Consider the following 22,348-nt stretch of genomic DNA (forward strand, 5'->3'; position numbering starts at 1 on the left):
AGGTTCCACCAGAGGAAGGATTGAGGCGTCGTGGGCAAACTCGAGAACAAGGTCGCGTTCATCACCGGGGCGGCGCGGGGGCAGGGGCGCAGTCACGCGGTCCGGCTCGCGCGGGAGGGCGCGGACATCATCGCGGTGGACATCTGTGGCCAGATCGACTCCGTCCCCTACCCGCTGGGCAAGGCCGAGGACCTGGCGCTGACCGTGAAGGAAGTGCGGGCGCTGGGCAGGCGGATCGTCGCCTCCGAAGCGGACGTCCGGGACTTCTCCGCTCTCGAGCAGGCGTTGGAAGCCGGTATCAAGACGCTCGGACCCGTGGATATCGTGCTGGCGAACGCCGGCATCGCCCCGATGAACCTGACGCCGTCGGCCACGGAGTGGCAGGACGTCATCGACGTCAATCTCACGGGCACCTACAACACCGTGCGGGCCGCCGCGCCGGGCATGGTCGAGCGCGGAGCCGGGGGAGCGATGGTGCTCACCAGTTCCACCTGCGGAGCCACCGGCACCGGAGGCAACACGCCCGGGGGCCTTGGCTACACCGCCTCGAAGCACGGGGTGGTCGGGCTGATGCGGGCCTACGCCAACTACCTCGGGCCGCACCGGATCCGGGTCAACAGCATCCTGCCCACCGGAACCAACACCCCGATGGTCGTCAACGACGCGCTGCGCGCGTTCTTCGAGGCCGATCCGGCCATGAGCCAGGCGGAGCCGAACGTGCTTCCGGTGACCATGATCGAGCCGGAAGACCTGTCCAACGCGATCGCCTGGCTGGTGTCCGACGAGGCACGTTATGTCACGGGCGTGGCCCTGCCCGTCGACGCGGGCTTCATCAACAAGAAGTAACGTTCCCGGTTTTCAACCGGAGAACCGAATTTTTTGCTTGCTACTAGAATGCTAGAATTGTAGAATTCTCAAAACACCCGACCCGTGCTGCCGGTTCCGGCGCTTCCTGGGGGGCGAAGCCGGGAGTTTTCGCTCTTTCGCCACACCCTAGGAGGCGTCAAAAATGTCGATCATTCGGTCATTCAGGAGATCGCGCGGGTCGGGCCGGTGGCCACTCGTCGCGCTGGTGGTCTGTGTCCTGGCGCTCGCCGCCTGCGCGGCCAAGCCCGATTCGGGTGGCGCCGCGGCGAACTCCGGCGAGACAGTGCTCGGTCCGGCGAAGGCGGCGACCGGCACCCCCGTCACGATCGGGGTGCTCGGCGTCGCCGGCGGTCCGTACTCCATCCCCTCGCTGGGGGAACAGGCCACCGCGACCGCGAGCTACGTCAACGAGCACCTGGGCGGGATCGCCGGCCATCCGGTCAAGGTCGACGTGTGCAACGACCTCGCGGACGGCCCGAGCGCGACCGCCTGCGCCAATCGGTTCGTCGACGAGCACGTGACCGCGGTGGTCTCCCTGCTCGGTTTCAATTTCGATCAGTTCACCACCATTCTCGCGCAGGCGGGGATTCCTTATATCGGGGCGGCCGGACCGGTGAATGTGCCGGAAACGAGCACGCCGGGGCTGTACTTTTTCCAGGGCGGTCCCGCGCCCGGGTATGCCGCGGTCGCGCTGTACGCCCAGCGTAAAGGGTGGAAGAAACTGACCCTCGTGTCGTTCGAAACCCCCGTGGTGACGCAGCTGCTCGACAGCATGGCCCGTCCGATCTACCGCCAGGCCGGGATCGATCTGAGCTTTTCCCCGGTTCCCATCGGCAGCCCCGACGTCGCGCCTCAGATCCAGGCGGCGCTGGCGACCCATCCGGACGCCATCCTCGTCCAGACGGATCCGACCAGCTGCCTCACGGTGCTGCGGGCCCTGGACACCGTGGGCAGCAGGCTGCCGGTGATAGGTTTCCCGAACTGTGGCGCGACCTCGGTCGTCGACGCCATGCGGAGCCGGATGAACCTGACCGATATTCAGGGCGCGGCCGCCACCTCCGATTCCGCCGAGGCGAAGCTGTACCACGCGATCATGAGCCACTACTCGTCCAAGACGGATACCGGCGGCCTGGCCAGCAACGGCTACATCGGCATCATGGGGCTGGCGCGGTTGGTCAACGCCTCGGGCCTGACCGGGGAGATCGACGCGCGGAAGGTCGGCCAGGCCATTGCCACCGCGCCGCCGGTCCAGCGGCCGGGCGGCCTTGACACGGAAACGATGTCCTGTGGCCACAGCGTGTACACGATCCCCCAGGTGAAATCGGTCATCTGCGATTCGCGGTACTACGTCTCGGAGATCACCAAGGGCGTCCGGGGCCCGGTGCAGAGCATCGACTCCGCCCAGTTCGTCCAGACAGCCTTCGGCGCGTAGGCCAGCCACCACCGGAGGGACCGGCGATGACGCACATTGCGTTCCTGATTCTCGGCCTGGGCAGTGGTGCGGTCATCGCCGCCCTCGCGCTCGCCCTCGTGATGACCCATCGCAGTTCGGGGGTCGTCAACTTCGCCACGGGCGCTATGGCGCTCTACACCGCGTACAACTTCGCTTACCTGCGCGAGGGCCGGTTGTTCAATCCCGTGCCCGGAATGCCGGACGGGATCGACCTACCGTTCGAGCCGGGGACCGGGGGTGCGATGGCCATCGCGTTGCTGATGGCCGGGGTGCTGGGCGTGGTGGTGCAGTGGCTGATCTTCCGGCCGCTACGCGCCGCCCCCGCCGTCGCCAAGGCCGTCGCCTCGCTGGGCCTGATGCTGCTGTTGCAGGGACTGATGATCCTCAAGGTGGGCACCGTCTCGATCGTGACCGATCCGATCTTCCCGGATGGGCTGGTCGAGATCGGGGATTATCAGATCGCCGTCGGAGTGCTGTGTCTGGCCGCGGTGGTCGTCGCGCTCGGGGCCGCGGTATGGGCGATCGGGCGTTACACGCGATTCGGCCTCGCCACCCGGGCGGTGGCCGAGTCCGAGGAGGGGGCGCTGGTCACCGGCCTGTCCCCGCAACGGATCGCGATGGCCAGCTGGGCGGTGAGCGCGGTCGTGGCCGGGGCGGCGGGCATCCTGATCGCGCCCATCGCCCCGCTGGCGCCGGCGTCGTACACCCTCTACGTGGTCCCGGCCCTGGCCGCGGCCCTGGTAGCCGGATTCAGCTCGATCCCGGTGGCGGTTCTGGTGGGTCTGGCGATCGGCGCGCTGAACTCCGAGTTCGGGCACCTTCAGGCCGGCAGCGGAATCACCTGGCTGAACGCGAACGCCGTGACCGCGCTCGTGCCGCTGGTCCTCATCTTCGGCTACCTGGTCGTCCGGGGCAGGCCGCTGCCCGTTCGGGGAGCGCTGGTGCTCCGTACGCTCGGCAGGGCCCCGCAGCCTCGCGGAGTGATGATCCCGGCCGTCGTGGGCACGGTCCTCGGCCTGGCGGTGCTCCTGTCGACCTCCGGCGGGTACCGGGGCGCGATCACCACCGCGATGATCATGGCGGTCATCGGGCTGTCCATGGTCGTCGTCACCGGCTACGCGGGGCAGGTATCCCTCGCCCAGCTTTCGCTCGCGGGCATTTCCGCGTTTTCGTTGCATTTCCTGACGGTCCGGCTCCATTTGCCGTTCCCCATCGCCCCGCTGCTCGCCGCCGCGGTGTCGACCGCGGTCGGAGTCGTGTTCGGGCTGCCGGCTCTGCGGGTCAGAGGGTTGTCCGTCGCGATGATCACGCTGGCGCTCGCCGTCGCCGTGGACGCCGTGTGGTTCGGCAACCCGGGGCTCACCGACGGCGGCAGGACCGGCGTTCCCGGGCCTGTCCTGTTCGGACTGAACCTCGCCCCGGGCATCGGACTGGATCAGAACCGGTTCGCCTTCGGAGCGCTGTGCCTGGTTGTCCTGGTGGCGATGGCGCTTGCGGTGGCGTGGTTGCGGCGCAGCGGGCTCGGCGGGCGGATGCTGGCGGTACGGGCCGACGAGCGGTCGGCGGCGGCGTCGGGCATCGACGTCGTCCGGACGAAGGTGGCCGCGTTCGCGATCGGCGGCTTCCTGGCCGGCATCGGCGGGGCGCTGCTGGCCTATCAGCAAACCCTGGCGGTGGCCAGTCAGTACGCCCCGCTCACGGGTCTGGCTCTGTTCGGCACGGTTTACCTGGCCGGGGTCACCTCCATCAGTGGTGGCCTGTTGTCCGGCGCGATGGCCGCGGGCGGCATCATTTCGGTGCTGTTCTTGAACCTGTTCGGCGAAGCGAGCTGGTACAACTCGCTCGCCGCGGTTGGTTTGATCGTGACGGTCGTGCTCTACCCGGAGGGCCTGGTGGGGTACTACCACGCCCTGGGCGACCGGTTGCGCAAGCGGTTGCGCCGTGCCGGGCCCGCCGTGCCGATGGATGGCCCGCCGGCCGAACCGGAGCCGCCCGCGCCGGCGGCGCCGGCCGGCGGCGGTGAGATCCTGTTCCTGGCCAACGTCGGGGTGCGGTACGGGGGAGTGGTCGCCGTCGACGAGGTGTCGCTGTCCGTACCGTCCGGGAAGCTGGTCGGCCTGATCGGGCCGAACGGCGCCGGCAAGACCACGCTGATCGACGCCATCAGCGGCTTCGTCGACTACACCGGAGAAGTGCGGTTCGACGGCGTGCCGCTCGACGGGGTCCCGGCCTTCCGGCGTGTCCGGCGTGGCCTCGGGCGCACCTTCCAGGGCATCGGACTCTACGAGGACCTCAGCGTCGCCGAGAACGTCACCGTGGGCGTCGGTCCGGCTCGGCCCGGCGACCCGGCGGTGGGCATGCCGGTCGCGCGGGTGTTGTCCTTGCTGGGCCTCGGCGAACTGCGGGACCGGCCGGTTCGCGAGCTGTCGCAAGGCCATCGCCAGCTCACGTCGGTGGCTCGTGCGCTCGCGGGCGCACCCGGGCTGCTGCTCCTCGACGAGCCCGCGGCCGGCCTGGACAGCACCGAGAGCGCGTGGCTCGGCGAACAGCTCAAGCGGATCCGGGACGGCGGGGTGAGCATCGTGATGGTCGACCACGACATGGATCTGGTCATGTCCGCCTGCGATCTGGTGTATGTGCTCGACCTCGGCCGCCTGATCGCGAGCGGAACCCCGGCCGAGATCCGCGCGAATCCACGGGTGACCGAGGCCTATCTCGGCTCCGTCGGGATACAGGAGGTCGGATGAACACGGTGCTGAGCTGCTCCTCGCTGACCGCTGGGTACGCCGGGAACCCGGTGGTGCGGGACTTCGCCCTGGAACTCGGCGAGGGCGAGGTGCTCGCGCTGCTGGGGCCGAACGGAGCCGGCAAGACCACCGTGCTGCGGACCCTGGCCGGGCTGTTGCCCCGGATCGGCGGCCAGAGCGTGGTGACCGGCCGGCCGGGCCGGGGCGGCTCCCGGGGCGTGGTGCTCGTGCCGGATCACCGTGCCCTGTTCACCACGCTGACCGTCGGCGAGAACCTGCTGCTCGGCAGGCGGTCCGGTGGCCCGAGCGTGAACGACATCCTCGGCTACTTCCCGGAACTGGGTAAACGGCTGGACGTCGCGGCGGGCAAGCTCTCCGGTGGCGAACAACAGATGCTCGCCATCGGGCGCGCTCTCATCCAGCGGCCCCGGGTGCTGTTGATCGACGAAATGAGCATGGGCCTGGCCCCGGTCGTGGTGCAGGCACTGCTTCCCGTCGTCCGGCAGGTCGCGGACCGTACCGGCGCCGCGGTCGTGCTCGTCGAACAGCACGTGCGCTTCGCGCTGAGCGTCGCGGACCGGGCGATGGTCCTTGTCCACGGCCGCGTCTCGCTGTCGGGACGGGCCTGCGACCTCGCGGCCGATCCGGCGCTGCTCGAACGCGCCTACCTCGGCGAGGCCGTCTGATCCGCCCCTAGTCCTCCGAACGCGCGTGTTCGAGCATGGGGATATTGCGAAGGATGTGCTGGCGCATCTCCTTGCGCGCCTGGCGAACGTCGCGGCTCTTGAGGGCGTCGATGATCCGCTCGTGGTCGGCATGACGCTCGCCGACCTCGTGCGCCAGCGGCCGCCGCCGGCCCGAGGTGTTGATGATGAGATCACTCATGTCCCACATCTGCTCGCTGACCCGGAGGATGACCGAGGAGTGGGTCATCTCCAGCAGGAGACCGTGGAACGCGCGGTTGAGCGTGCGGTAACCGTGCACCCGTCCGCCCGGATCGTCGATGACGGCCACCTGCCCCAACTCGTCATTGATGCGGATCAGCTCGGCGAGCTGATCCTCGGCGTAGCGGCGCGTGGCCACCGCGGTCGCTTCGGCTTCGAGGCTGGCGAACATGGTGAAGAAATCGGACGCCTCGTCTTGCGTGTACGCCGGGACCCGGCTGCCGACCTGCGGGATGATCTCGACCAGGCCCTCGACGGACAGCCTGCGGAGCGCGTCCATCACGGGCTGCTTGCTGACCCCCAGCTCGGTCCGCAGCGCCTCGACGGCGATGCTGTCGTGTGCGGACCATTCCCCTTCCAGCAGCCGTGCCTTGATGCTCTGGTAGGCGCGCTCACTCAGCCGCTGCCCCTCCAATGGGCCCTGACGACTGTTCGCTCTCACGGCCATGAGCTTACTTCAGTCGGCGGTTCCCGGTGCCTCTGGTGTCCTTGACCGCGATTACTGAAATGCTAGTATGTCAGGCGTAGTGACTTTTCGAGCCGTCAGTCCGAGGAGAGCTCAATGACCGGTGTCGCGCTCGTGTGCGCCTCGCACTCGCCGCTGATGGAATTCACCGAACCGGCGGCAGGGCAGCGAGAAGCCGTCGAGGCCGCTTTCGCCGGAGCGCGTGCCTTCATCGCGGGGTTCGATCCCGAACTGGTCGTGCTCTTCGGACCCGATCACTACAACGGCTTCTTCTACGACATGATGCCTTCGTTCTGCGTGGGGATGGCCGCCACCTCGATCGGGGACTACAACTCGTCGGCGGGGGAGCTGTCGGTGGACCGCGAGGCCGCGGGACGGCTACTCCAAATCGTTCTCGATGCCGACGTGGACATCGCGATGTCCGAGCAAATGTATGTCGACCACGGTTTCGCGCAACCGCTCGACCTGCTCTTCGGTGGTCTGGGCCGGGTGCCCGTGGTTCCGGTGTTCATCAACGGGCTCGCCGAGCCCTTGGGGCACGTTCGGCGGGTCCGCCGGCTGGGAGAGGCGATCGGACGGGCGGCTCTGTCCCTGGACCGGCGAGTACTTTTCCTTGGCTCCGGCGGGCTTTCCCACGACCCGCCGGCCCCGAGGCTCGAGACCGCGCCACCGGAGGTCAAGGCCCGGATCATCTCGGAAGGACGGCGGCTCACCCCGGCGCAGCGCGCCGAGCGCGAGATGCGGGCGATCCAGGCCGGACGCGATCTGGCGGCGGGCACGGCGACGATTCAGCCGCTCAATCCGGCGTGGGACAAACTGGTCCTGGAAACATTGGCGGCGGGTGACTTCGACACGATCGATTCGTGGCGCACGGAATGGTTCGTCGCCGAGGCCGGTCACTCTTCCCATGAGGTGCGGACCTGGATCGCGGCCTATGCCGCGCTGGCCGCGGCCGGACCCTACGAGGTCACCTCCTCCTTCTACGCGCCGATTCCCGAATGGATCGCCGGCTTCGCCGTGACACAGGCCCGTCCATCGGGTTCGGCCGACCGAGGCCGGCCGACGTGCTGAAAGGAGACGGAGATGAGTTCTGATATCTCGGCTTGGGGAGCGTTGGGCGGAGTCCCGTACAGCGTTCGCTACGTCCAGGCGGGTCCGTGGTCCACCCGGGTGCTGGAAGCGGGGGAGGGGGAGCCACTGGTGCTGATGCACGGCACGGGTGGCCATCTGGAAGCCTACCTCCGCAACATCGGTCCGTTCGCCGAGCACTACCGGGTGATCGCGTTCGACTTCGCGGGGCATGGGTACACCACGCATGCCGTCGCCGACCTGGAGATCGGAACCTACGTCCGGCAACTGCTGGACCTGCTGGACGCGCTGGAAATCCCCTGGGCGCACCTCAACGGGGAGTCGTTGGGTGGCTGGGTCGCCATGAAGTTCGCGGCGGCTCATCCGGACCGGTCCGGACGTCTCGTGCTGAACACTCCGGGAGGGACGATGGCGCGTCCCGAAGTGATGGAACGAATCCGGGGTCTGTCGCAGGCCGCGGCCGACGATCCCAGTGCGGACCGGATCCGGGCGCGCTTGGAATGGCTGATGGCCGACAAGGCGACCGTGACCGAGGAACTGGTCGGTCTGCGCCGGGCCGTCTACGCCAGGCCGGGGTTCGCGGAGTCGATGCGCCACATCCTTTGCCTTCAGGATCCGGTGATCCGTCAGCGCAATCTGGTCACCGACGCCGAACTGTCGGCCGTGCCGCGGGGGGCGATGGTGATCTGGACCTCCGACGACCCGTCCGGGCCTGCCGCCGCGGGAATGGAAATGGCGGCCAAGATCCCGGACGGGCGGTTCGAGTACATCGCCGACGCCGGGCACTGGCCACAGTGGGAGCAGCACGAGCAGTTCAATCGGCTGGTCCTCGAATATCTCGCGAAAGAGGCCCTCGCCCCCGAGTCCGGTAAAACGCACTGAGCGCGTGAACATTCCCTTCTGACACCGCGAGGAGACGATGTGACCAGCACGACGACCGTACCGGCGGCGAAACTTCCGGCGAGGGACGCCCAGGAATGGGCGACACGGGTGGATTTGGCCGCCTGTTACCGGCTGATCGACCGGTACGGCATGAGCGACATGGTGTACAACCACATCACCGCGCGTATTCCTGGCCGGGAAAACGAATACCTGATCAACGCCTACGGCTACCGCTACGACGAGATCACCGCGTCCAATCTGTACAAGATCGATATCGAGGGCAACGTCCTGGCCAAACCCGACACCCGGTACGGCATCACTCCGGCCGGTTACATCATTCACAGCGCGGTGCATTCGGCCCGGCCGGACGCCGGCTGCGTGATTCACACCCACGCGCGGGCCAGCATGGCGGTGTCGATGCTGGAATGCGGCTTCCTGCCCCTGAGCCAGCATGCGATGCGTTTCTACGGCAATGTCTCGTATCACGACTACGGGGGACCGGCCGCCGACCTGGCCGAGCGGGCGAAACTGATCGCGAATCTGGGCGACAACCAGGTGATGTTCCTGCGCAACCACGGGTTGCTGGTCGTCGCGCCCTCGATCCCGGAGGCGTTCAACATGGTCTATTGGATCGAGATGGCCTGCAAAGCCCAGCTGGACGCGATGGCGACGGGCGCCGAACTGGTCATCCCGGCCGAGGAGGCGCGGGTGCTCACCGCGGATCTGTTGCAACCGAAGGATCCGGGCAAGAAGCTGTCGTTGGATCTTTACGACGAGGAAGTGCGCCGGCCCTACGGCGTGATGGAGTGGGAAGCGATGATCCGGCTGCTCGATCGCGACAGCCCCGGCTTCCGGGACTGACCACCTGCCGGCGGGGCCGGTGGAAAACCGGTCCCGCCGGCGGCGCGTCGGTTCAGGCGGCGAAGTCCTGGGCGGACACGACTTCGCCGCTGTGCGCCATCGGGTTCCGCGCGATCTCCGCGACGACCCGCGCGATCAGGTCCGGGCTGTGCATGCCCGAGGCGTCGAAGTCCGGCCTGAGCAGCCACCTGGCCATCTCGGTGTCGACGAACTGGGGCTCGACGGCGATGACACCGATGGCGTGCGGTGCGGTTTCGTGGGCCAGCCGGTTGGTGAAGGCTTCCAGCGCGATCTTGGAGATTCCGTAACCGGGGTGGATCGGAAACCGGAACGGGGACGGGGGCGCGTTTTCCGGTGCCGGTTCGACCGGAGCCGGGCGTGCTCCGGGCGCGGTGATGTTGATGATCGCGCCGCCGCCTTGGCTGATCATCAACGGCAGTACCAGCTTGGCCGCGAGATAGGGCGCACGGAGGTTGACCGCCAGCGCGGTGTCCAGTTCGTCCGCCGGGGCTTCCAGAATCGATCCGAATCCTATGTGGACGGCGTTGTTGACGAGCACGTCCACCCGGCCGAACTCCAGCCTGGCCCGGTCGATCACGGACCGCACGTCGGCGGTGTCCGCCAGGTCTGCCCGGTGCGCGACCCCGCGCCCGCCCAGTCGCCGGATCTGCTCGGCCGTTTCGACGATCGTGCCATGCAGATTCGGATCGCTCTGGTGCTCGCTGCGGGCACAGACCAGAACGTCCATGCCCGCCGCGGCCAGCCGCAGTGCGATGGCCTTGCCGATGCCCCGGGACGCTCCGGTGACCACGGCGCATTTGCCTGCCAGTTCCATGAAACTCCGTTCCGAGCCGTTCCGGGGTTCGCGTTTCAAGCATGCTAGCATGCCACTGACTCGAGTGCGTTGCCTTTCCTGGCGGCCACGACGGATCCACTGTAGATTCTCTTCCTACCTGTCGCCGGAGGCCAGCGTGAAGGTCGATATCGAGCAGCTCCGCCGGGACGTGCGGGCTGTCCTGGCGCACCACGGGGTTCCTGATGAGGAAGCCGAGGTGGGCGCCGAGATGTGCCTGGACGCGGAGTTGCGTGGCCACGGCTCGCACGGTGTTCGCCTCCTCCGCAACGTGGTCGCGCAGTACCGGCACACCGCCGAACGCCGGAGCGAGCCGAAGGTCGTGCACGAGACACCGGTTTCCGCCCGGTTTGACGGAGGCTTCCACCTGTCCTGGTTCGCGCACCGGAGCGCCGTCGACATCGCCATCGCCAAGGCTGAGCGGTCCGGCATCGCGATCGTGTCGGCGGCCGGTGCGGGAGTGAGCGGCGCGCTGAGCTACCTCGCCGAGCGCATGGCCGGCGCCGGGCTGGTCGGTATCGCGATCAACAGTTCCCCGGTGACCGTGGTCGCGCCCGGAACCTCCGTGCCCTCTCTCGGCACGAATCCGCTGGCCATCGCCGTGCCTCGCCGATCGCGGCCGCCGCTGGTGCTGGACATGGCCACCTCGTCGATCGCGTTCAACCAGATTCTGCGCGCGCGTGATCTCGGGCAGGAACTCCCGGCCGGCGTCGCGACCGATGGATCGGGCAACGCCACGCGCGATCCGGCCGCGGCGATCGACCCGGTGTCGGGGCGGGGCCGCATCCTGCCCTTCGGCGGACATCGCGGATTCGGCCTCGCGTTGATGCTCGAACTCATGGTCTCGGCGGGCGTCACGGGGCGGACCGGTGAGGACAAGCGCGGTCCCTTCGTGCAGGAACCCGCCGACTTCAGCGGGTTCTATCTTGCCTACCACCCCGATCTGGTCGGCGATCCTGCGGCAGGCGCGGTGGCGACCGAGCGACTGCTGTCCGAGCTGACCGGGGAAGGCGTCCGGCTCCCGGGCGAGGTGGCGCGGGTCCGGCGCGATCGCTGTTACGACGAGGGCGTCGTGGAACTCGACTACGACGTCCTGGAAATGCTGCGTGAACTGACAAACGCCTGATACACCGGGACATCCCGTGGCTTTTTTGCCACCGTGGCAAAAAAGCTACGGACGGGCGGCGTCGAATCCTAGGCTGACGAGCAACCGCATGGTGTCCGGCCGGCTACGCCATGACAACCACACGCGGCGTCCATGAGGTCCTGCGCGTCTGCGAACGACCAGATCGAACCCCCTCACCTGAAAGGGAGAAAACACCATGACGATGAGCGTGAGTGAAGTCGCGGAGCGCTTCGCCGGGACCTACATGCAAACCGATCCTGACCCGGATTTCGCCGAGCTGTTCGCGCCGGTGTTCACGCACTGGCACAACTACGATGTCCGGGCCGATACGTTCCCCGGCGAGTTCATGGCCGCCGCGATGGTGCGCACGCTCAGCCTGACCGACGAGCTCATGCCCGACCACAAGGACGAATTGCTCTACCTGCATGTCGCCGAGTCCGCGTTCATCCTCGCCGCGCGGGCGACCGGCACCCTTCCCGACGGCACGAAGATCGATATCCCCCGCGCCCTCGTGGCCACCGTGGAGGACGGAAAGATCACCAAGATCGACTCCTGGGGTGACCACGCCCAGCGTTACCCTATCGGCGTCGCGCTGCGGGAGACCTACGGCCTTGTCACCTGTGTCGCATGTGGACGGCCCGAATGTGACACCGGGCAGTGGCGGGAGGAAGGCGTGGCGGCCGCCAACGGCGGAACGGAATGACCGTGCGGAAGACGTCGGCGCACCTTCGCGCCGAGGCGGAGGCGGAGGTGACCACCCTGCCGGTCGACACCGCGATCGCCCGGCACGGAGGAGACGGTGTGGTCTTCGTCGACCTGCGTGAAGCCGGTGAACTCCAGCAGGACGGCAGGATTCCCGGCGCGATCGAGGTACCGCGCGGGACTCTGGAGTTTTTGATCGATCAGGAAAGTCCTCGTGGGCTGCCGGTCTTCGGTGAGGACAAGCAGTTCATCTTCTTCTGCGCCGGTGGAGGCCGTTCGGCGCTGGCCACCAAGACCGCGCAGGACATGGGTTTGGCGCGGGTGGCGCAGATCGAGGGTGGCTTCGAGGCGTGGAAGGCCGCGGGTGGCCCCGTCGCCTGATGCGCGGTCTCCCGCTTGGCGCGCGGGCCGGAAAGGTAAGGCTCGATGACCATTGCCGCGGTCGTGATCGGCCTCGCGATAGGTGTCGTGCTCGGCGGGCTCGGCGGTGGTGGCGGCGTCCTCACCGTTCCCGCGCTGGTCTACCTGCTCGGCGAGAGCCCTCAGGAGGCGACCGGCGCCAGCGCGATCATCGTCGGGGCGGCCGCCCTGACCGCCGTGGTGACGCGGGTTCGCGGTGTCGACTGGCGGCTGGGAATCGCGTTCGGGCTGGCCGGAATACCGGCGGCCTACCTCGGCACGCTGCTCAACCGCGCGGTCCCGGCACCGGTCTTGCTCCTCGCGTTCGCCGTGCTCGCCGTCGTGACGGCGCTGCTGATGCTCCGGAACGTCCGTGCGATCCGGCCCAAGCCGGTCATTGGGACGGACGCGCGATGCCCGTGGCGACCGCCACGGCCTGAAGGCACCGCCGTCTCGGTCATGCCCAGACCGGCCACCGGCCGGCGTTCGTCGCTCCACAGCGCGGCCGAAATCGTGTGCGGAGGGATCGCGGTGGGTTTCTTGGCCGGATTCCTCGGCGTAGGCGGCGGTTTCCTGATCGTCCCGGTGCTGACCGTCGTGCTGAAGCTGCCGGTCCACCGGGCGATCGCCACCTCGCTGCTGATCATCGTGGTGAACTCGGTGTCCGCGGTCGTCTCCCGGGCCGGCGCCGGACATCTGGACTGGGCCTGGATCCTGCCGCTTGCCGCCGCGGCGGCCGTCGGCGCCGTCGTGGGCCGGAGGCTGGCGGGGAAACTCAGCGCTACGGTCACCCGCCGGGCCTTCGCGGCCCTGCTGATGCTGGTGGGCGTGCTCGTCGGCCTCGAAAGCATCGTGGCGTGGTGACGCCGCAGACGAGAATCCGCCCAGCCGCGCACGCGCGGCTGGGCGGATTCGGCTGTGTTTTCCAAGGCCCGCGATCGGATGTGCGGAGACGGGCCGTGGCTCGCGAGCCCTTCAGTCCTGTCCGGGGTCGTCCGGCAGGACCTGGTGGATCTCGACCACGTTCCCGATGGGATCGACGAAAAAGATCTGGTACCAGTTCTTGACGGCCCAAACGCCGTAGTCCGCGTACTCGATCCCGGCGTCTTCCAGACGCTTCTTGGCGACCTCGATGTCATCGCAACGGAACGCGAAGTGACCCCGGGTCAGTGGGTTGACCGGTTGCCGGAGGCGTTCGGACAGACCCTCGTCCGGCGCGCACAGGTGCAACTGGAGGAGTTCGGGATCACCGGCCGACAGGAAGCGAGCCGGGATTTTCACCTCGCCCGCGCTGTTGTCGGTATAGCCCTCCACGTGGATGGCCGGCAGTTGCGGGATCGCGTCAAGGCCGAGCGCGGTCTGGTAGAAGTCATTCAGCCCTTCGACATCGGAACTGACCATGTTGACGTGATGCAGTCTCATCTTCTCGCCTTCCTCTTTTCCGGCCCACCGTGACGGTGTTCGACGAGTACCGGGGCCGTGTGCCGGTAACTAAAATGCTAGCATGTCAATCTGCTAGAATGTCAACGTCACGCCTGATCGGCCCTGTCCCGGGCCGGGCGAAGGAGGAGTCCGATGGCTGTCCGAACCGGCGCCGAGTACATCGAGCGGCTGAAGAAGACCCCCCGCGAGGTGTGGGTTCGCGGCGAGCGAGTCGAGAACGTGGCCGAACACCCGTTCTTTCGCAAACCGGTCGAGCAGATCGCCCGGTTGTACGACATGCAGCACGATCCCGAGCATGCCCACGTGCTGACCCGGCCCGGCCCGGATGGCCCGGTCGGCATTTCGTTCGTGCCGCCCCGCACGGGCGAGGATCTGCTTGACCGGCGTAAGGCCTACACCCTGTGGGCCGAGGCGACTTTCGGGCTGATGGGCCGTAGTCCCGACTTCCTGAACACGACGTTGATGGCCCTCGCCGACGAGCCCGCCGTGTTCGCTCGTCTGGGCCAGCGGTATGCCGACAACGTGCAGCGGTATCTCGAGTACGTGCGGGACAACGACCTGTTCCTCACGCACGCGCTCATCACCCCGCAGACCGACCGGTCGAAGTCGGCCTCCGAACAACGCGACGAGTTCCTGCACATGGGTGTCGTGCGGGAAACCGGGGAAGGCTTGGTCGTCCGCGGCGCGCGGATGCTCGCCACGCTGGCGCCGATGGCCGATGAAATGCTGATCTACTCGCTCCCCGGTCTGCGAGAGGGCGACGAGAAACACGCGGCGGTGTTCGCCATCCCGATCGAAACGCCTGGCCTCCGCCTGATCAGCCGTGAACCCTACGACGACGGCTCCCGTAATTCCTTCGACCACCCGCTTTCGTCGAACTTCGAGGAAGCGGACTCCCTCGTTGTCTTCGATGACGTGCTCGTGCCATGGGACCGTGTCTTCCTGCACGGTGACGTCAAGTTGGCCAACGCGATGTATGCCGAGACCGGCATCAGGCAGCACACCGGGCATCAGACCGGCTCGCGCGGGCTGGTCAAGATGCGGTTCGCGCTGGGCGTGGCGATGGCTCTGGCACAAAGCGTGAAGATCGACGGGTTCCTGCACGTCCAGCAGAAACTCGGCGAGGCCATCGCGGCGGTCGAGATCTGCGACGCCCTGCTGGTGGCTTCCGAGGCCGACTTCGAGCGCTCGTCCATGGGGAACGCCAGGCCACGGTTCGAAGCCCTGCAAACTCTGCGCATGCACCTGGCGACCACGTACCCGAAGGTGGTGGAAATGCTGCAGACCCTCGGTGCCGGCGGACTGCTCATGATGCCCTCCGCCGAGGACTTCGACAGCCCGATCGCCGACGATGTCGCCAAGTATTTCCAGGGCGCCGGTGGCCTGCCGGCGGTGGACCGGGTCCGGCTGTACAAGCTCGCCTGGGACCTGTGCGGCGAAGCGTTCGGCCAACGTGCTCTGCAGTACGAGCGCTATTACGCGGGCGACCCGGTCCGGTTGTTCGCCGGGAACTACCTCAGCTACGACAAGTCCGGCGCCCAGCGGCTGGTCGACCGCGCGCTGGCGCTGTCCGGGGATCCGGTGAAGGCGTCGCCGGAGAGCGCGTAGCACCCTGGCGTGCGTTGAAATTCGTAGAGAGGCAGGAATGGAACAGATTAATCGCTTGCTGTTCAAGCAGTATTACCTCGACTGCTTGTCTCAGGCGTCATATCTCATCGGTGACCGGGATACCGGGCGTGCGGTGCTCGTCGATCCCCGCCGTGACATCGGCGAATATCTCGCGGACGCCGAGGCCGCCGGGCTGGTGATCGAACGTGTCCTGGAAACGCATGTGCACGCGGACTTCCTATCCGGTCACCTCGAACTGGCGAAGCGGACCGGCGCCCGGATCGCGTACGCGTCGTCCGCGCGGGTCGAGTTCGATGTGGACCTTCTCGCCGACGGGCAGCGGATTTCGCTGGGCGAGGTCGAACTGGAAATCCTGCACACCCCTGGGCATACCCCGGAGTCGATGTGTGTGGTGATCCGCGCATCGGGGACGGACGAGGTGCCGTTCGGGGTACTGACCGGCGACACCCTGTTCGTCGGTGACGTCGGCCGACCGGACCTCCTCGCCGCGAACGGCTGGTCCTCGGAGGAACTCGCCGCCGCCTTGTTCCGCTCCACCCGGGAGAAACTGCTGAACCTGCCTGACCGGACACGGGTCTTTCCCGCACATGGCGCCGGGTCCGCGTGCGGAAAGAACCTGTCCTCGGAAACCAGCAGCACCATCGGTGAACAGCGCCGGACGAACTATGCGCTCGCGCCCATGAGCGAAAGCGAGTTCGTGGCGATGGTGGGCGAAGGGCAACCGAGCGTGCCCCGGTATTTCGCCTACGCCTCCGCCCTCAATCGCCGGAAGCGGGACGTTCTCGACGAACACGCACCGGTCGAGGCGCTGGACCTCGGGCAGGTCACCACGGCCGGACCCGATGCCGTCGTCCTGGACGTCCGCGACCCCGCCGAGTTCGCCGCCGGGCATGTGCGGGGCGCGATCAACGTCGGCCTTGACGGCCGGTTCGCGGAGAGGGCCGGTGAGGTCATCGACGCCGGCACCCCGATCGTGCTCGTCGCCCCGGCAGCCCGGGAGGTCGAAGCCCGGAACAGGCTCGCGCGCATCGGCTTCGACCGCGTCCTCGGCTACTTCGCCGGGGGCATCGACGCGGCCGGCGATACGGGTCTGGACCGGGCTCGCCGGCTCACCGCCACCGAATTCGCCGACGAAGCGCCGACGAGCCAGGTTGTCGACCTGCGCGGTCCCGGCGAGACCACGGTCACCGGCATGGTGGCAGGTGCGATCTCGATCCCGCTCCCTGAACTGGCCGCCCGGATCGGCGAGCTTTCCGCCACCCGTCCGGTCCGGCTGTACTGCGCCGGGGGCTACCGCTCGTCCATCGCCGCGTCCACCCTCCGTGCCCACGGTTTCCCCGATGTCGCCGATCTCGACGGCGGCTTCAGCGCCTGGCTGGAGGCCCGGCTTCCGGTCGCGGGCCGACTTCCGTGAGCCACCGGGCCGCGCCCGCACGGGCGCGGCCCACTGCCAAAGGATGCCGCCTGTGCTCACCACCGTCACCGCCGGCCGCTGGACCCGCACCGAACGGGTGCGGATCGCCGGAATCGCCGGCGTCGTCGCCGCACTGCACATCATCGGCTGGAGCCTGTATCTCGGCTACGCCAACGGTCCCGCCGGTGCCGGAGCCTTCGCCGGCGCCGGCACCCTCGCCTACACGCTCGGCATGCGGCACGCCTTCGACGCCGACCACATCGCCGCCATCGACGACACGACGCGGCTCATGGTGCAGCGCGGCCGCAGGCCCGTCGGCGTCGGATTCTTCTTCGCGATGGGGCACTCCACCGTGGTTCTCGTGCTCGCCCTCGTCGTGGCGCTCGCGGCGGGCGCCGCAGGCGGGGGAGTGAGCGCTTTCCGCCAGGTCGGCGGGCTGGTGTCCCAGCTCGTCGCGATGCTGTTCCTGCTGCTCGTGGCCGTGCTCAACGTGATCGTGCTGGCCGGTGTCATCGGCCTGTGGCGGCAGATGGCCGGAGGCAGGCTGGACCGGCAGGAGCTCGAACTGCGACTGCTCAACCATGGCCTGCTCAACCGTGTCCTCGGCCGCCGCGCCCGCCGGTTCGTGCGCTCGTCATGGCACATGTACCCGGTCGGCATCCTTTTCGGACTCGGCCTGGAGACGGCCAGCGAGGTCACCCTGCTGGCCCTGTCCGCGAGCACCGCCTCCGATGGCCCAGGGCTGCCCACGCCGGCCGTCCTGTCGCTGCCGTTGCTCTTCGCCGCGGGAATGAGCGCGTTCGACACGGCCGACAGCATCGTCATGACGCGCCTGTACTCCTGGGCCTACCGCAGCCCGGCGCGCAGGCTCTACTACAACATCGCCACTACCGGGATGACCGTCGTGGTCGCGGTCTTCATCGCCAGCGTCTACGTGGGCAGGCTCCTCGCCGACGCCACCGGAACCGGCGGCTTCCTGGCCACTTATGCCTCTCTCGCGGAGCACTTCGAACTGGTCGGCTATATCGTTGTCGCCCTCTTCGTTGTCTCCTGGCTCGTCGCGGCCGGCACATGGCGCTACTGCGGACTGTCCCAGAAGTACGACCGGGACTGTCAGTGATCTTTGGGCGGGGTGGTGATCCGGAGGCCGGGGCACCGTGCCTCGGCAGAAGGACCACGATGTCGGAGATGGGACTCGTCACCGCGCGGCTGGACCGCGAGCCTTCCTCTCAGGGCTGACGGGCAGAGAACTGGCGGCGCAGGTATCCGTACCAGGCGTGGACGTACGCGGTACTCACCGCGGCTTCGGGGGCGAAGAGGTCCCAGGCGTGGTAGGCGCCGGGGTACAGGTGCAGTTCGACGGGCACGCCGCCGGCCTGGAGCCGCGTCGCGTAGCTCAGGTCTTCGTCGCGGAAGACGTCGAGTTCGGCCGCCGCGATGAAGGTGGGCGGCAGGCCGGTGAGGTCCGTCGCGCGCGCGGGTGCGCAGTACGGCGGCACCTCGTCGACGCCGGCGCGGTCCCCGAGGATCAGGTTCCAGGCCGAGATGTTGGTCGCGCGGTCCCAGATGCCGATGTCGGTGATCTCGTGACTCGAAGCCGTGGTGTTGCGGTCATCGAGCATCGGGTAACTCAGCGCCTGGAACAGCGGCGCCGGCTCGCCATGGTCGCGGATCATGAGCGCGGTGGCCGCGGCGATGCCCCCGCCGCCGCTTTGTCCCGCCAGGGCGACGCGGCCCTCGTCGATACCGAGCGCAGCCGCCTGACCGCGAAGCCAGCGATAGGCGAGCAGTCCGTCCTCGGCGGCGGCCGGGGCGGGAGCCTCCGGCGCGAGCCGGTAGTCGACGGAGGCGACGACGCAGCCGACCTCCACGACCAGGTGCTTGAGGGTGGGATCGTCCTGGGCCGCGTACCCGAGGACCTGCCCCCCGCCGTGGAACCAGAGCAGCACCGGAAGCGGCCCGGCCGCATCGGTGGGCCGCAGGAGCCGGATGGGGAGGGTGGATCCGTCCGGGCGGACCACGTCGACCCCTTCGACCAACACGGACGGCTCATCCGGTATCTGGGCCGCGATCGCCTCGGCGAAGGCGCGGACGCCGGCGCGCGTGCCCTCCAGATCGCTGAGGTCGAACACCCCCGCCTCCGTCATCGGCACCGCCTTCAAGGCCTCGGCCAGTTCGGGGTCGATCCGCTCGTATGCGTTCTTGGTGTTCAAGTCGTTCGTCTCCTCGCGGCTACACAGCAGCCGGTCGTGCAGGGGAATGGTGGGTCGTTTGGACCGGTTTCGCCGGGCCGTCCGGATGCACTGATGTCAGTACATGACATCAACGTAGCACTAATGTCAGGCGCTGTCATCACTCGGATGTCAGTTTCTGCATCGGCGTGGAGGATCGGAGTATGAGCCGATGGAAACCCGATGCCCAAGGCGAGAGAACCTCAGCGAGGCGTGAATCGCCTCAGCGGTGCGGCTTCGCCTCGAAGTTGGCGGCCGCGGCCGCATAGACGCTCGATGCGTCGCCCCGCGCACCGTCGATGTGGATGAGCAGCTTCGTCATGCGCCACCCGTCTCCTCGCCGGACGAGATCGATCTCGTATCGGCCATACGCCAGGTACATCCCGTCGTCGGTCTCATCGACCCAATGTGGGCAGTACATGTGCGCCTTCACGTGAGCGGCGTCGCCGTCGACCTCGATGATGTGGCCCGGGTTGAGGTGTGTGGTGCCCAGAAAGCCACCGTTGCGAGCGATCAGCCCCTCGATGAACTCGTCGACAGGCTGGGGTTCGGCGACGTTCTCCATGACCGTCGCCGCATCGATCAGGAACCGATCGTCGAGGACCTCGCGCACGGCCGCCCAATCCTTGACGTCCAACGCCATGAAGTAGCGGTGGATCGTGTCGGAGATGAGGCTGCGGTCATAGAGGTAGGCGATCTTTTCTTCTGAGCTGAGTCCCATGAAGGTGCTCCTGGTGTCTCGCGCGGGGGTGGTCAGTCGACGGCAGCGAGGGCGAGGTCGGACAGGCGCTGCAGCCGGGTGAAATGCGCGAGCCCCTCGAGCAGGCCCGCCGAGAGGAAGATGAACGTCAGGTCCCGCTCTGGGTCGATCATCCACATTGTCGACCCCGAGCCGACGGAGCCGAAGGTGCTCGGAGAGGCCGTGAAACCGAATGGCGACAGGTAGTCACCGACCCCGCGCACGTATCCGCCACCATAGGTGAAGTTGGCCGGGAACTCCGCGATGCGACGCGCCTCCTTGTTGAAGTCCCAGAAGTCGTTCGGCTTGTCGCCGGTGTGGTTCCGGTACGCGTAGTCGACGATCGCGGGGGAGAGCAGCCTGGTCTGATCGAGGCTGCCGCGACGTCGCAGCGCCTCCGTGAACGTCAGCACGTCGCCTACCGTGCTGAAGGCCATGCCGGCGGGCAGTTCGAAGTTCTCGTCGACGATGTCGTTGAGCGACTCCATGACGCTCACCTCCGCGGCCCCCGGCGTCAGTTCGGCCATGCGGAGCGGCACGCGGCGTGGGTGGTCGAGCGCGAGTCCGAACGAGCTGTCTGCCATGCCCAGCGGCTCGAAGAGGTCTTCCCGGGCTATGTCGAGGAATCGCCGTCCACCGGCATCGATCCGGCGCACTACTTCACCGAGGATGCCGTAGCTGGCGAACGGGTTGTAGAAGACTCGCTCGCCCGGCCGGTTGGCGAGCTGCTGGGCGCACACCGCCGCCGTCATCTTCTCGAGATTCCCCCAATCAGGACCCCACTCGTACGGCGGCGGTGGGACGAAACCGGCCCAGGTCCCTCCGGTATGGGTCAGAAGCTGCGCCACCGTGACGTCTTGCTTGCCGCGCACGGCGAACTCGGGGATGACATCCGCGATCCTCGTCGTGAACTCCAGGTGCCCCCGGTCGATGGCCCTGAGGACGAGAGCCGCCGTGTAGGCCTTTCCCGTCGACATCAGCATGAAGATGTCATCGGTCGCGGCCTCACGACCACGTGCGAGGTCGGTGTGCCCGATCGTTTCCAGGTAGCCGACACGGCCCTCGCGCGCGACGAGCAGCACCGCTCCGTGGTGGCGACCGGAGGCGACGTCCCGGCGGACCGCGTCGCCCAAGCGGGCCAGCGCGCCCGCGTCGAGCCCCAGTTCGCCCGGCTCTTCGATGTTCGGTTTCTCGGCCACTACCGGCTCCGTTTCTTTCCCTGGGCGGGCGGCATCCGCTTGCCCAGCTCCACGACCATCGCGAACGCACTCGTAAGCGCGTCCCCGTACTGCTTGGCGAGCTGTTTGCGAAGGAAGGGTGTGTGATCGAGCAGCAGGTCCCGGACAAATCGCTTGACCGGGTTCGTCGTGTGCATCAGCTGGCCCATCATGTAGGCGAACGCGACCACGGCGTCGGTCTCCGGTTTCCGGTCCGCCTCGTACCTCGCGAGCACCGGGGACAGAGCCGCGCGGTCTGACAAGTCGACGCCGGCGAGCGTGCAGGCCAGGTAGAAGCCGTCCACGATCGCCATTCCGGCGCCGTATCCCGCATACGGGTTGGTCGCGTGGGCGGCGTCTCCCATGACGGCGATACGGCCGTTCACCCACGAGGGCAGGGCATCCCGGTCGCGGATGACCCAGGGCACGAAATGCTCCAACGGCGTACTTTTGATCATCTCGGGCACCGGATCGGCGACGCCCTCGGCGATCGTCATGACCCGCTCCTTGATGGCCTGCGGTTCCGGCATGGGCGATGTCGAGTCACGGCGCTCCATGACCCACCAATGCCAGCCCTTCTGGCCGTAATACTCCATCGGCGTGTAGCCGCACTGGTAACCCCGCGGGTCCAACGACATCCGCGCCATCGCGCGGTCCGGGAAGGACTCGAAGGTGTGCCCCAGCCACACCGTCAGGTGGTTGTCACGGATCGGCCTGTCGCCCTCGAGGTATTTCCGGACCACCGAACGCAGTCCGTCCGCGCCGATGATCAGGTCCGCCTCGAAGGCGGTGCCGTCCTCGAAATGGGCCGTGGCACTCGAATCGTCCTGTGACACGCTGACGCATCGCTTACCGGACCGGATCAACCCGGGAGGCAGCGCCCTGTGGAGTTCGTCGTAGAGGGCCGACCGCATGGCCCCCAACCACAAGGGAGTGTCGATCGTCTTGTCGACCTTGGTCGGGTATGCCCCGATCACGCGGCCGTCGGGACGGGTGAAGACCGGGACCGCGGGGGAGCCGAGCGACTCGATGTCGATGCCGAGGATCTCCAGTGCTTTCAGCGGCGGCGGCCACAGTGCGATGCCCGCCCCGACCGACTTGACCTCCGGCCAGCGCTCGAACACCGTTACGTCGTGCCCGACCCGGGACAAACCCAGTGCCGCGGTGAGACCTCCGGGGCCCGCACCGATGATGGCGACCCTCTTACCTGCAGCTCTTGCCATGTGGCCTCTCCTCGTGCGGACGGCTCTGTCGCGACGGCGTAGACGCTAGGAGCCGCACGAAAA

21 protein-coding genes are annotated in these 22,348 nt (G+C 67.8%); 14 read left to right on the forward strand and 7 right to left on the reverse strand.

Translation table 11 applies throughout. The features are described 5' to 3' along the window. The first annotated feature begins 30 nt into the window (after positions 1-30). From ACFSXZ_RS09140 to ACFSXZ_RS09155, 4 genes are all read left to right on the forward strand, one after another. On the forward strand, positions 31-846 hold the full coding sequence (locus tag ACFSXZ_RS09140) for a mycofactocin-coupled SDR family oxidoreductase (protein WP_378263327.1): 816 nt from the start codon (positions 31-33) through the stop codon (positions 844-846). A gap of 163 nt (positions 847-1,009) precedes the next feature. Then, a complete protein-coding gene (locus ACFSXZ_RS09145; protein ID WP_378263329.1) occupies positions 1,010-2,299 on the forward strand; it encodes an ABC transporter substrate-binding protein in 1,290 nt (429 codons plus the stop codon). Positions 2,300-2,325: 26 nt separating this feature from the next. Next, positions 2,326-5,067, forward strand: a complete 2,742-nt coding sequence (locus ACFSXZ_RS09150; protein WP_378263331.1) for an ABC transporter permease subunit — start codon at positions 2,326-2,328, stop codon at positions 5,065-5,067. Beyond that, positions 5,064-5,753: an ABC transporter ATP-binding protein gene (locus ACFSXZ_RS09155; protein ID WP_378263333.1), complete on the forward strand. Its 690-nt coding sequence runs from the start codon at positions 5,064-5,066 to the stop codon at positions 5,751-5,753. Before ACFSXZ_RS09150 ends, ACFSXZ_RS09155 begins: the two co-directional genes overlap by 4 nt. A 7-nt stretch (positions 5,754-5,760) precedes the next feature. On the opposite strand, the gene ACFSXZ_RS09160 is transcribed toward ACFSXZ_RS09155, so the two are convergent. Next, positions 5,761-6,453: a GntR family transcriptional regulator gene (locus ACFSXZ_RS09160; RefSeq protein ID WP_378263335.1), complete on the reverse strand. Its 693-nt coding sequence runs from the start codon at positions 6,451-6,453 to the stop codon at positions 5,761-5,763. 120 nt (positions 6,454-6,573) lie between these two features. On the opposite strand from ACFSXZ_RS09160, the gene ACFSXZ_RS09165 reads away from it, so the two are divergent. From ACFSXZ_RS09165 to ACFSXZ_RS09175, 3 genes are read left to right on the forward strand one after another with little or no spacing between them, the layout of a single operon-like run. Continuing rightward, positions 6,574-7,548 carry a 3-carboxyethylcatechol 2,3-dioxygenase gene (locus ACFSXZ_RS09165; protein ID WP_378263336.1) on the forward strand — a complete coding sequence of 325 codons (975 nt, stop codon included), beginning with the start codon at positions 6,574-6,576 and terminating at the stop codon, positions 7,546-7,548. A gap of 12 nt (positions 7,549-7,560) precedes the next feature. Continuing rightward, positions 7,561-8,448, forward strand: a complete 888-nt coding sequence (locus ACFSXZ_RS09170; protein ID WP_378263338.1) for an alpha/beta fold hydrolase — start codon at positions 7,561-7,563, stop codon at positions 8,446-8,448. Between the two features lie 39 nt (positions 8,449-8,487). Continuing rightward, the gene (locus tag ACFSXZ_RS09175; protein ID WP_378263340.1) at positions 8,488-9,309 is read left to right on the forward strand and encodes a class II aldolase/adducin family protein; all 822 of its coding nucleotides are present in this window, start codon (positions 8,488-8,490) and stop codon (positions 9,307-9,309) included. A gap of 52 nt (positions 9,310-9,361) precedes the next feature. Here ACFSXZ_RS09175 and ACFSXZ_RS09180 read toward each other — a convergent pair whose 3' ends face one another. Continuing rightward, a complete protein-coding gene (locus tag ACFSXZ_RS09180) occupies positions 9,362-10,144 on the reverse strand; it encodes an SDR family NAD(P)-dependent oxidoreductase (RefSeq protein WP_378263342.1) in 783 nt (260 codons plus the stop codon). 136 nt (positions 10,145-10,280) lie between these two features. Between ACFSXZ_RS09180 and ACFSXZ_RS09185 the strand changes: the two genes are divergently transcribed. The 4 genes from ACFSXZ_RS09185 to ACFSXZ_RS09200 all read left to right on the forward strand — a co-directional run bounded on the left by ACFSXZ_RS09185 (position 10,281) and on the right by ACFSXZ_RS09200 (position 13,253). Then, positions 10,281-11,288: an Ldh family oxidoreductase gene (locus tag ACFSXZ_RS09185; protein ID WP_378263344.1), complete on the forward strand. Its 1,008-nt coding sequence runs from the start codon at positions 10,281-10,283 to the stop codon at positions 11,286-11,288. Positions 11,289-11,484: 196 nt separating this feature from the next. Continuing rightward, positions 11,485-11,991 carry a hypothetical protein gene (locus ACFSXZ_RS09190; RefSeq protein WP_378263346.1) on the forward strand — a complete coding sequence of 169 codons (507 nt, stop codon included), beginning with the start codon at positions 11,485-11,487 and terminating at the stop codon, positions 11,989-11,991. A 2-nt stretch (positions 11,992-11,993) separates the two neighbouring features. Further along, on the forward strand, positions 11,994-12,371 hold the full coding sequence (locus ACFSXZ_RS09195) for a rhodanese-like domain-containing protein (RefSeq protein ID WP_378263348.1): 378 nt from the start codon (positions 11,994-11,996) through the stop codon (positions 12,369-12,371). Positions 12,372-12,416: 45 nt separating this feature from the next. Beyond that, complete coding sequence (locus ACFSXZ_RS09200; RefSeq protein WP_378263350.1) at positions 12,417-13,253, forward strand: sulfite exporter TauE/SafE family protein; 837 nt, start codon at positions 12,417-12,419, stop codon at positions 13,251-13,253. Positions 13,254-13,364: 111 nt separating this feature from the next. Here the strand turns inward: ACFSXZ_RS09200 and ACFSXZ_RS09205 are convergent, their stop codons facing one another. Next, positions 13,365-13,811, reverse strand: a complete 447-nt coding sequence (locus ACFSXZ_RS09205) for a VOC family protein (protein WP_378263352.1) — start codon at positions 13,809-13,811, stop codon at positions 13,365-13,367. A gap of 153 nt (positions 13,812-13,964) precedes the next feature. Between ACFSXZ_RS09205 and hpaB the strand changes: the two genes are divergently transcribed. From hpaB to ACFSXZ_RS09220, 3 genes are read left to right on the forward strand one after another with little or no spacing between them, the layout of a single operon-like run. Next, a complete protein-coding gene (gene hpaB / locus ACFSXZ_RS09210; RefSeq protein WP_378263354.1) occupies positions 13,965-15,440 on the forward strand; it encodes a 4-hydroxyphenylacetate 3-monooxygenase, oxygenase component in 1,476 nt (491 codons plus the stop codon). 37 nt (positions 15,441-15,477) lie between these two features. Further along, positions 15,478-16,875, forward strand: a complete 1,398-nt coding sequence (locus ACFSXZ_RS09215; protein ID WP_378263356.1) for an MBL fold metallo-hydrolase — start codon at positions 15,478-15,480, stop codon at positions 16,873-16,875. A 52-nt stretch (positions 16,876-16,927) separates the two neighbouring features. Further along, positions 16,928-17,995: a HoxN/HupN/NixA family nickel/cobalt transporter gene (locus ACFSXZ_RS09220; RefSeq protein ID WP_378263359.1), complete on the forward strand. Its 1,068-nt coding sequence runs from the start codon at positions 16,928-16,930 to the stop codon at positions 17,993-17,995. Between the two features lie 109 nt (positions 17,996-18,104). Here ACFSXZ_RS09220 and ACFSXZ_RS09225 read toward each other — a convergent pair whose 3' ends face one another. From ACFSXZ_RS09225 to ACFSXZ_RS09240, 4 genes are all read right to left on the reverse strand, one after another. After that, entirely contained in the window at positions 18,105-19,088 is a 984-nt protein-coding gene (locus tag ACFSXZ_RS09225) for an alpha/beta hydrolase (protein ID WP_378263361.1), read from the reverse strand. 241 nt (positions 19,089-19,329) lie between these two features. Next, positions 19,330-19,827 (reverse strand): nuclear transport factor 2 family protein, encoded by a 498-nt coding sequence (locus ACFSXZ_RS09230; protein ID WP_378263363.1) that lies wholly within the window; start codon positions 19,825-19,827, stop codon positions 19,330-19,332. A 32-nt stretch (positions 19,828-19,859) separates the two neighbouring features. After that, on the reverse strand, positions 19,860-21,044 hold the full coding sequence (locus ACFSXZ_RS09235; protein ID WP_378263365.1) for a serine hydrolase domain-containing protein: 1,185 nt from the start codon (positions 21,042-21,044) through the stop codon (positions 19,860-19,862). Continuing rightward, the gene (locus tag ACFSXZ_RS09240) at positions 21,044-22,285 is read right to left on the reverse strand and encodes an FAD-dependent oxidoreductase (RefSeq protein WP_378263367.1); all 1,242 of its coding nucleotides are present in this window, start codon (positions 22,283-22,285) and stop codon (positions 21,044-21,046) included. Before ACFSXZ_RS09240 ends, ACFSXZ_RS09235 begins: the two co-directional genes overlap by 1 nt. Positions 22,286-22,348 lie beyond the last annotated feature (63 nt).

The sequence above is a fragment of the Amycolatopsis pigmentata genome (genome assembly GCF_042684065.1).
GTDB classification, from domain to species: Bacteria; Actinomycetota; Actinomycetes; order Mycobacteriales; family Pseudonocardiaceae; genus Amycolatopsis_E; species Amycolatopsis_E pigmentata.

What these genes read in the sequence shown, in the direction of transcription:
- ACFSXZ_RS09145 (WP_378263329.1), top strand. Translation starts at nt 1,010, where the DNA reads ATGTCGATCATTCGGTCATTCAGGAGATCGCGCGGGTCGGGCCGGTGG.
- ACFSXZ_RS09150 (WP_378263331.1), top strand. Translation starts at nt 2,326, where the DNA reads ATGACGCACATTGCGTTCCTGATTCTCGGCCTGGGCAGTGGTGCGGTC.
- ACFSXZ_RS09155 (WP_378263333.1), top strand. Translation starts at nt 5,064, where the DNA reads ATGAACACGGTGCTGAGCTGCTCCTCGCTGACCGCTGGGTACGCCGGG.
- ACFSXZ_RS09165 (WP_378263336.1), top strand. Translation starts at nt 6,574, where the DNA reads ATGACCGGTGTCGCGCTCGTGTGCGCCTCGCACTCGCCGCTGATGGAA.
- ACFSXZ_RS09170 (WP_378263338.1), top strand. Translation starts at nt 7,561, where the DNA reads ATGAGTTCTGATATCTCGGCTTGGGGAGCGTTGGGCGGAGTCCCGTAC.
- ACFSXZ_RS09180 (WP_378263342.1), bottom strand. Translation starts at nt 10,144, where the DNA reads ATGGAACTGGCAGGCAAATGCGCCGTGGTCACCGGAGCGTCCCGGGGC.
- ACFSXZ_RS09190 (WP_378263346.1), top strand. Translation starts at nt 11,485, where the DNA reads ATGACGATGAGCGTGAGTGAAGTCGCGGAGCGCTTCGCCGGGACCTAC.
- ACFSXZ_RS09200 (WP_378263350.1), top strand. Translation starts at nt 12,417, where the DNA reads ATGACCATTGCCGCGGTCGTGATCGGCCTCGCGATAGGTGTCGTGCTC.
- ACFSXZ_RS09205 (WP_378263352.1), bottom strand. Translation starts at nt 13,811, where the DNA reads ATGAGACTGCATCACGTCAACATGGTCAGTTCCGATGTCGAAGGGCTG.
- hpaB (WP_378263354.1), top strand. Translation starts at nt 13,965, where the DNA reads ATGGCTGTCCGAACCGGCGCCGAGTACATCGAGCGGCTGAAGAAGACC.
- ACFSXZ_RS09215 (WP_378263356.1), top strand. Translation starts at nt 15,478, where the DNA reads ATGGAACAGATTAATCGCTTGCTGTTCAAGCAGTATTACCTCGACTGC.
- ACFSXZ_RS09230 (WP_378263363.1), bottom strand. Translation starts at nt 19,827, where the DNA reads ATGGGACTCAGCTCAGAAGAAAAGATCGCCTACCTCTATGACCGCAGC.
- ACFSXZ_RS09240 (WP_378263367.1), bottom strand. Translation starts at nt 22,285, where the DNA reads ATGGCAAGAGCTGCAGGTAAGAGGGTCGCCATCATCGGTGCGGGCCCC.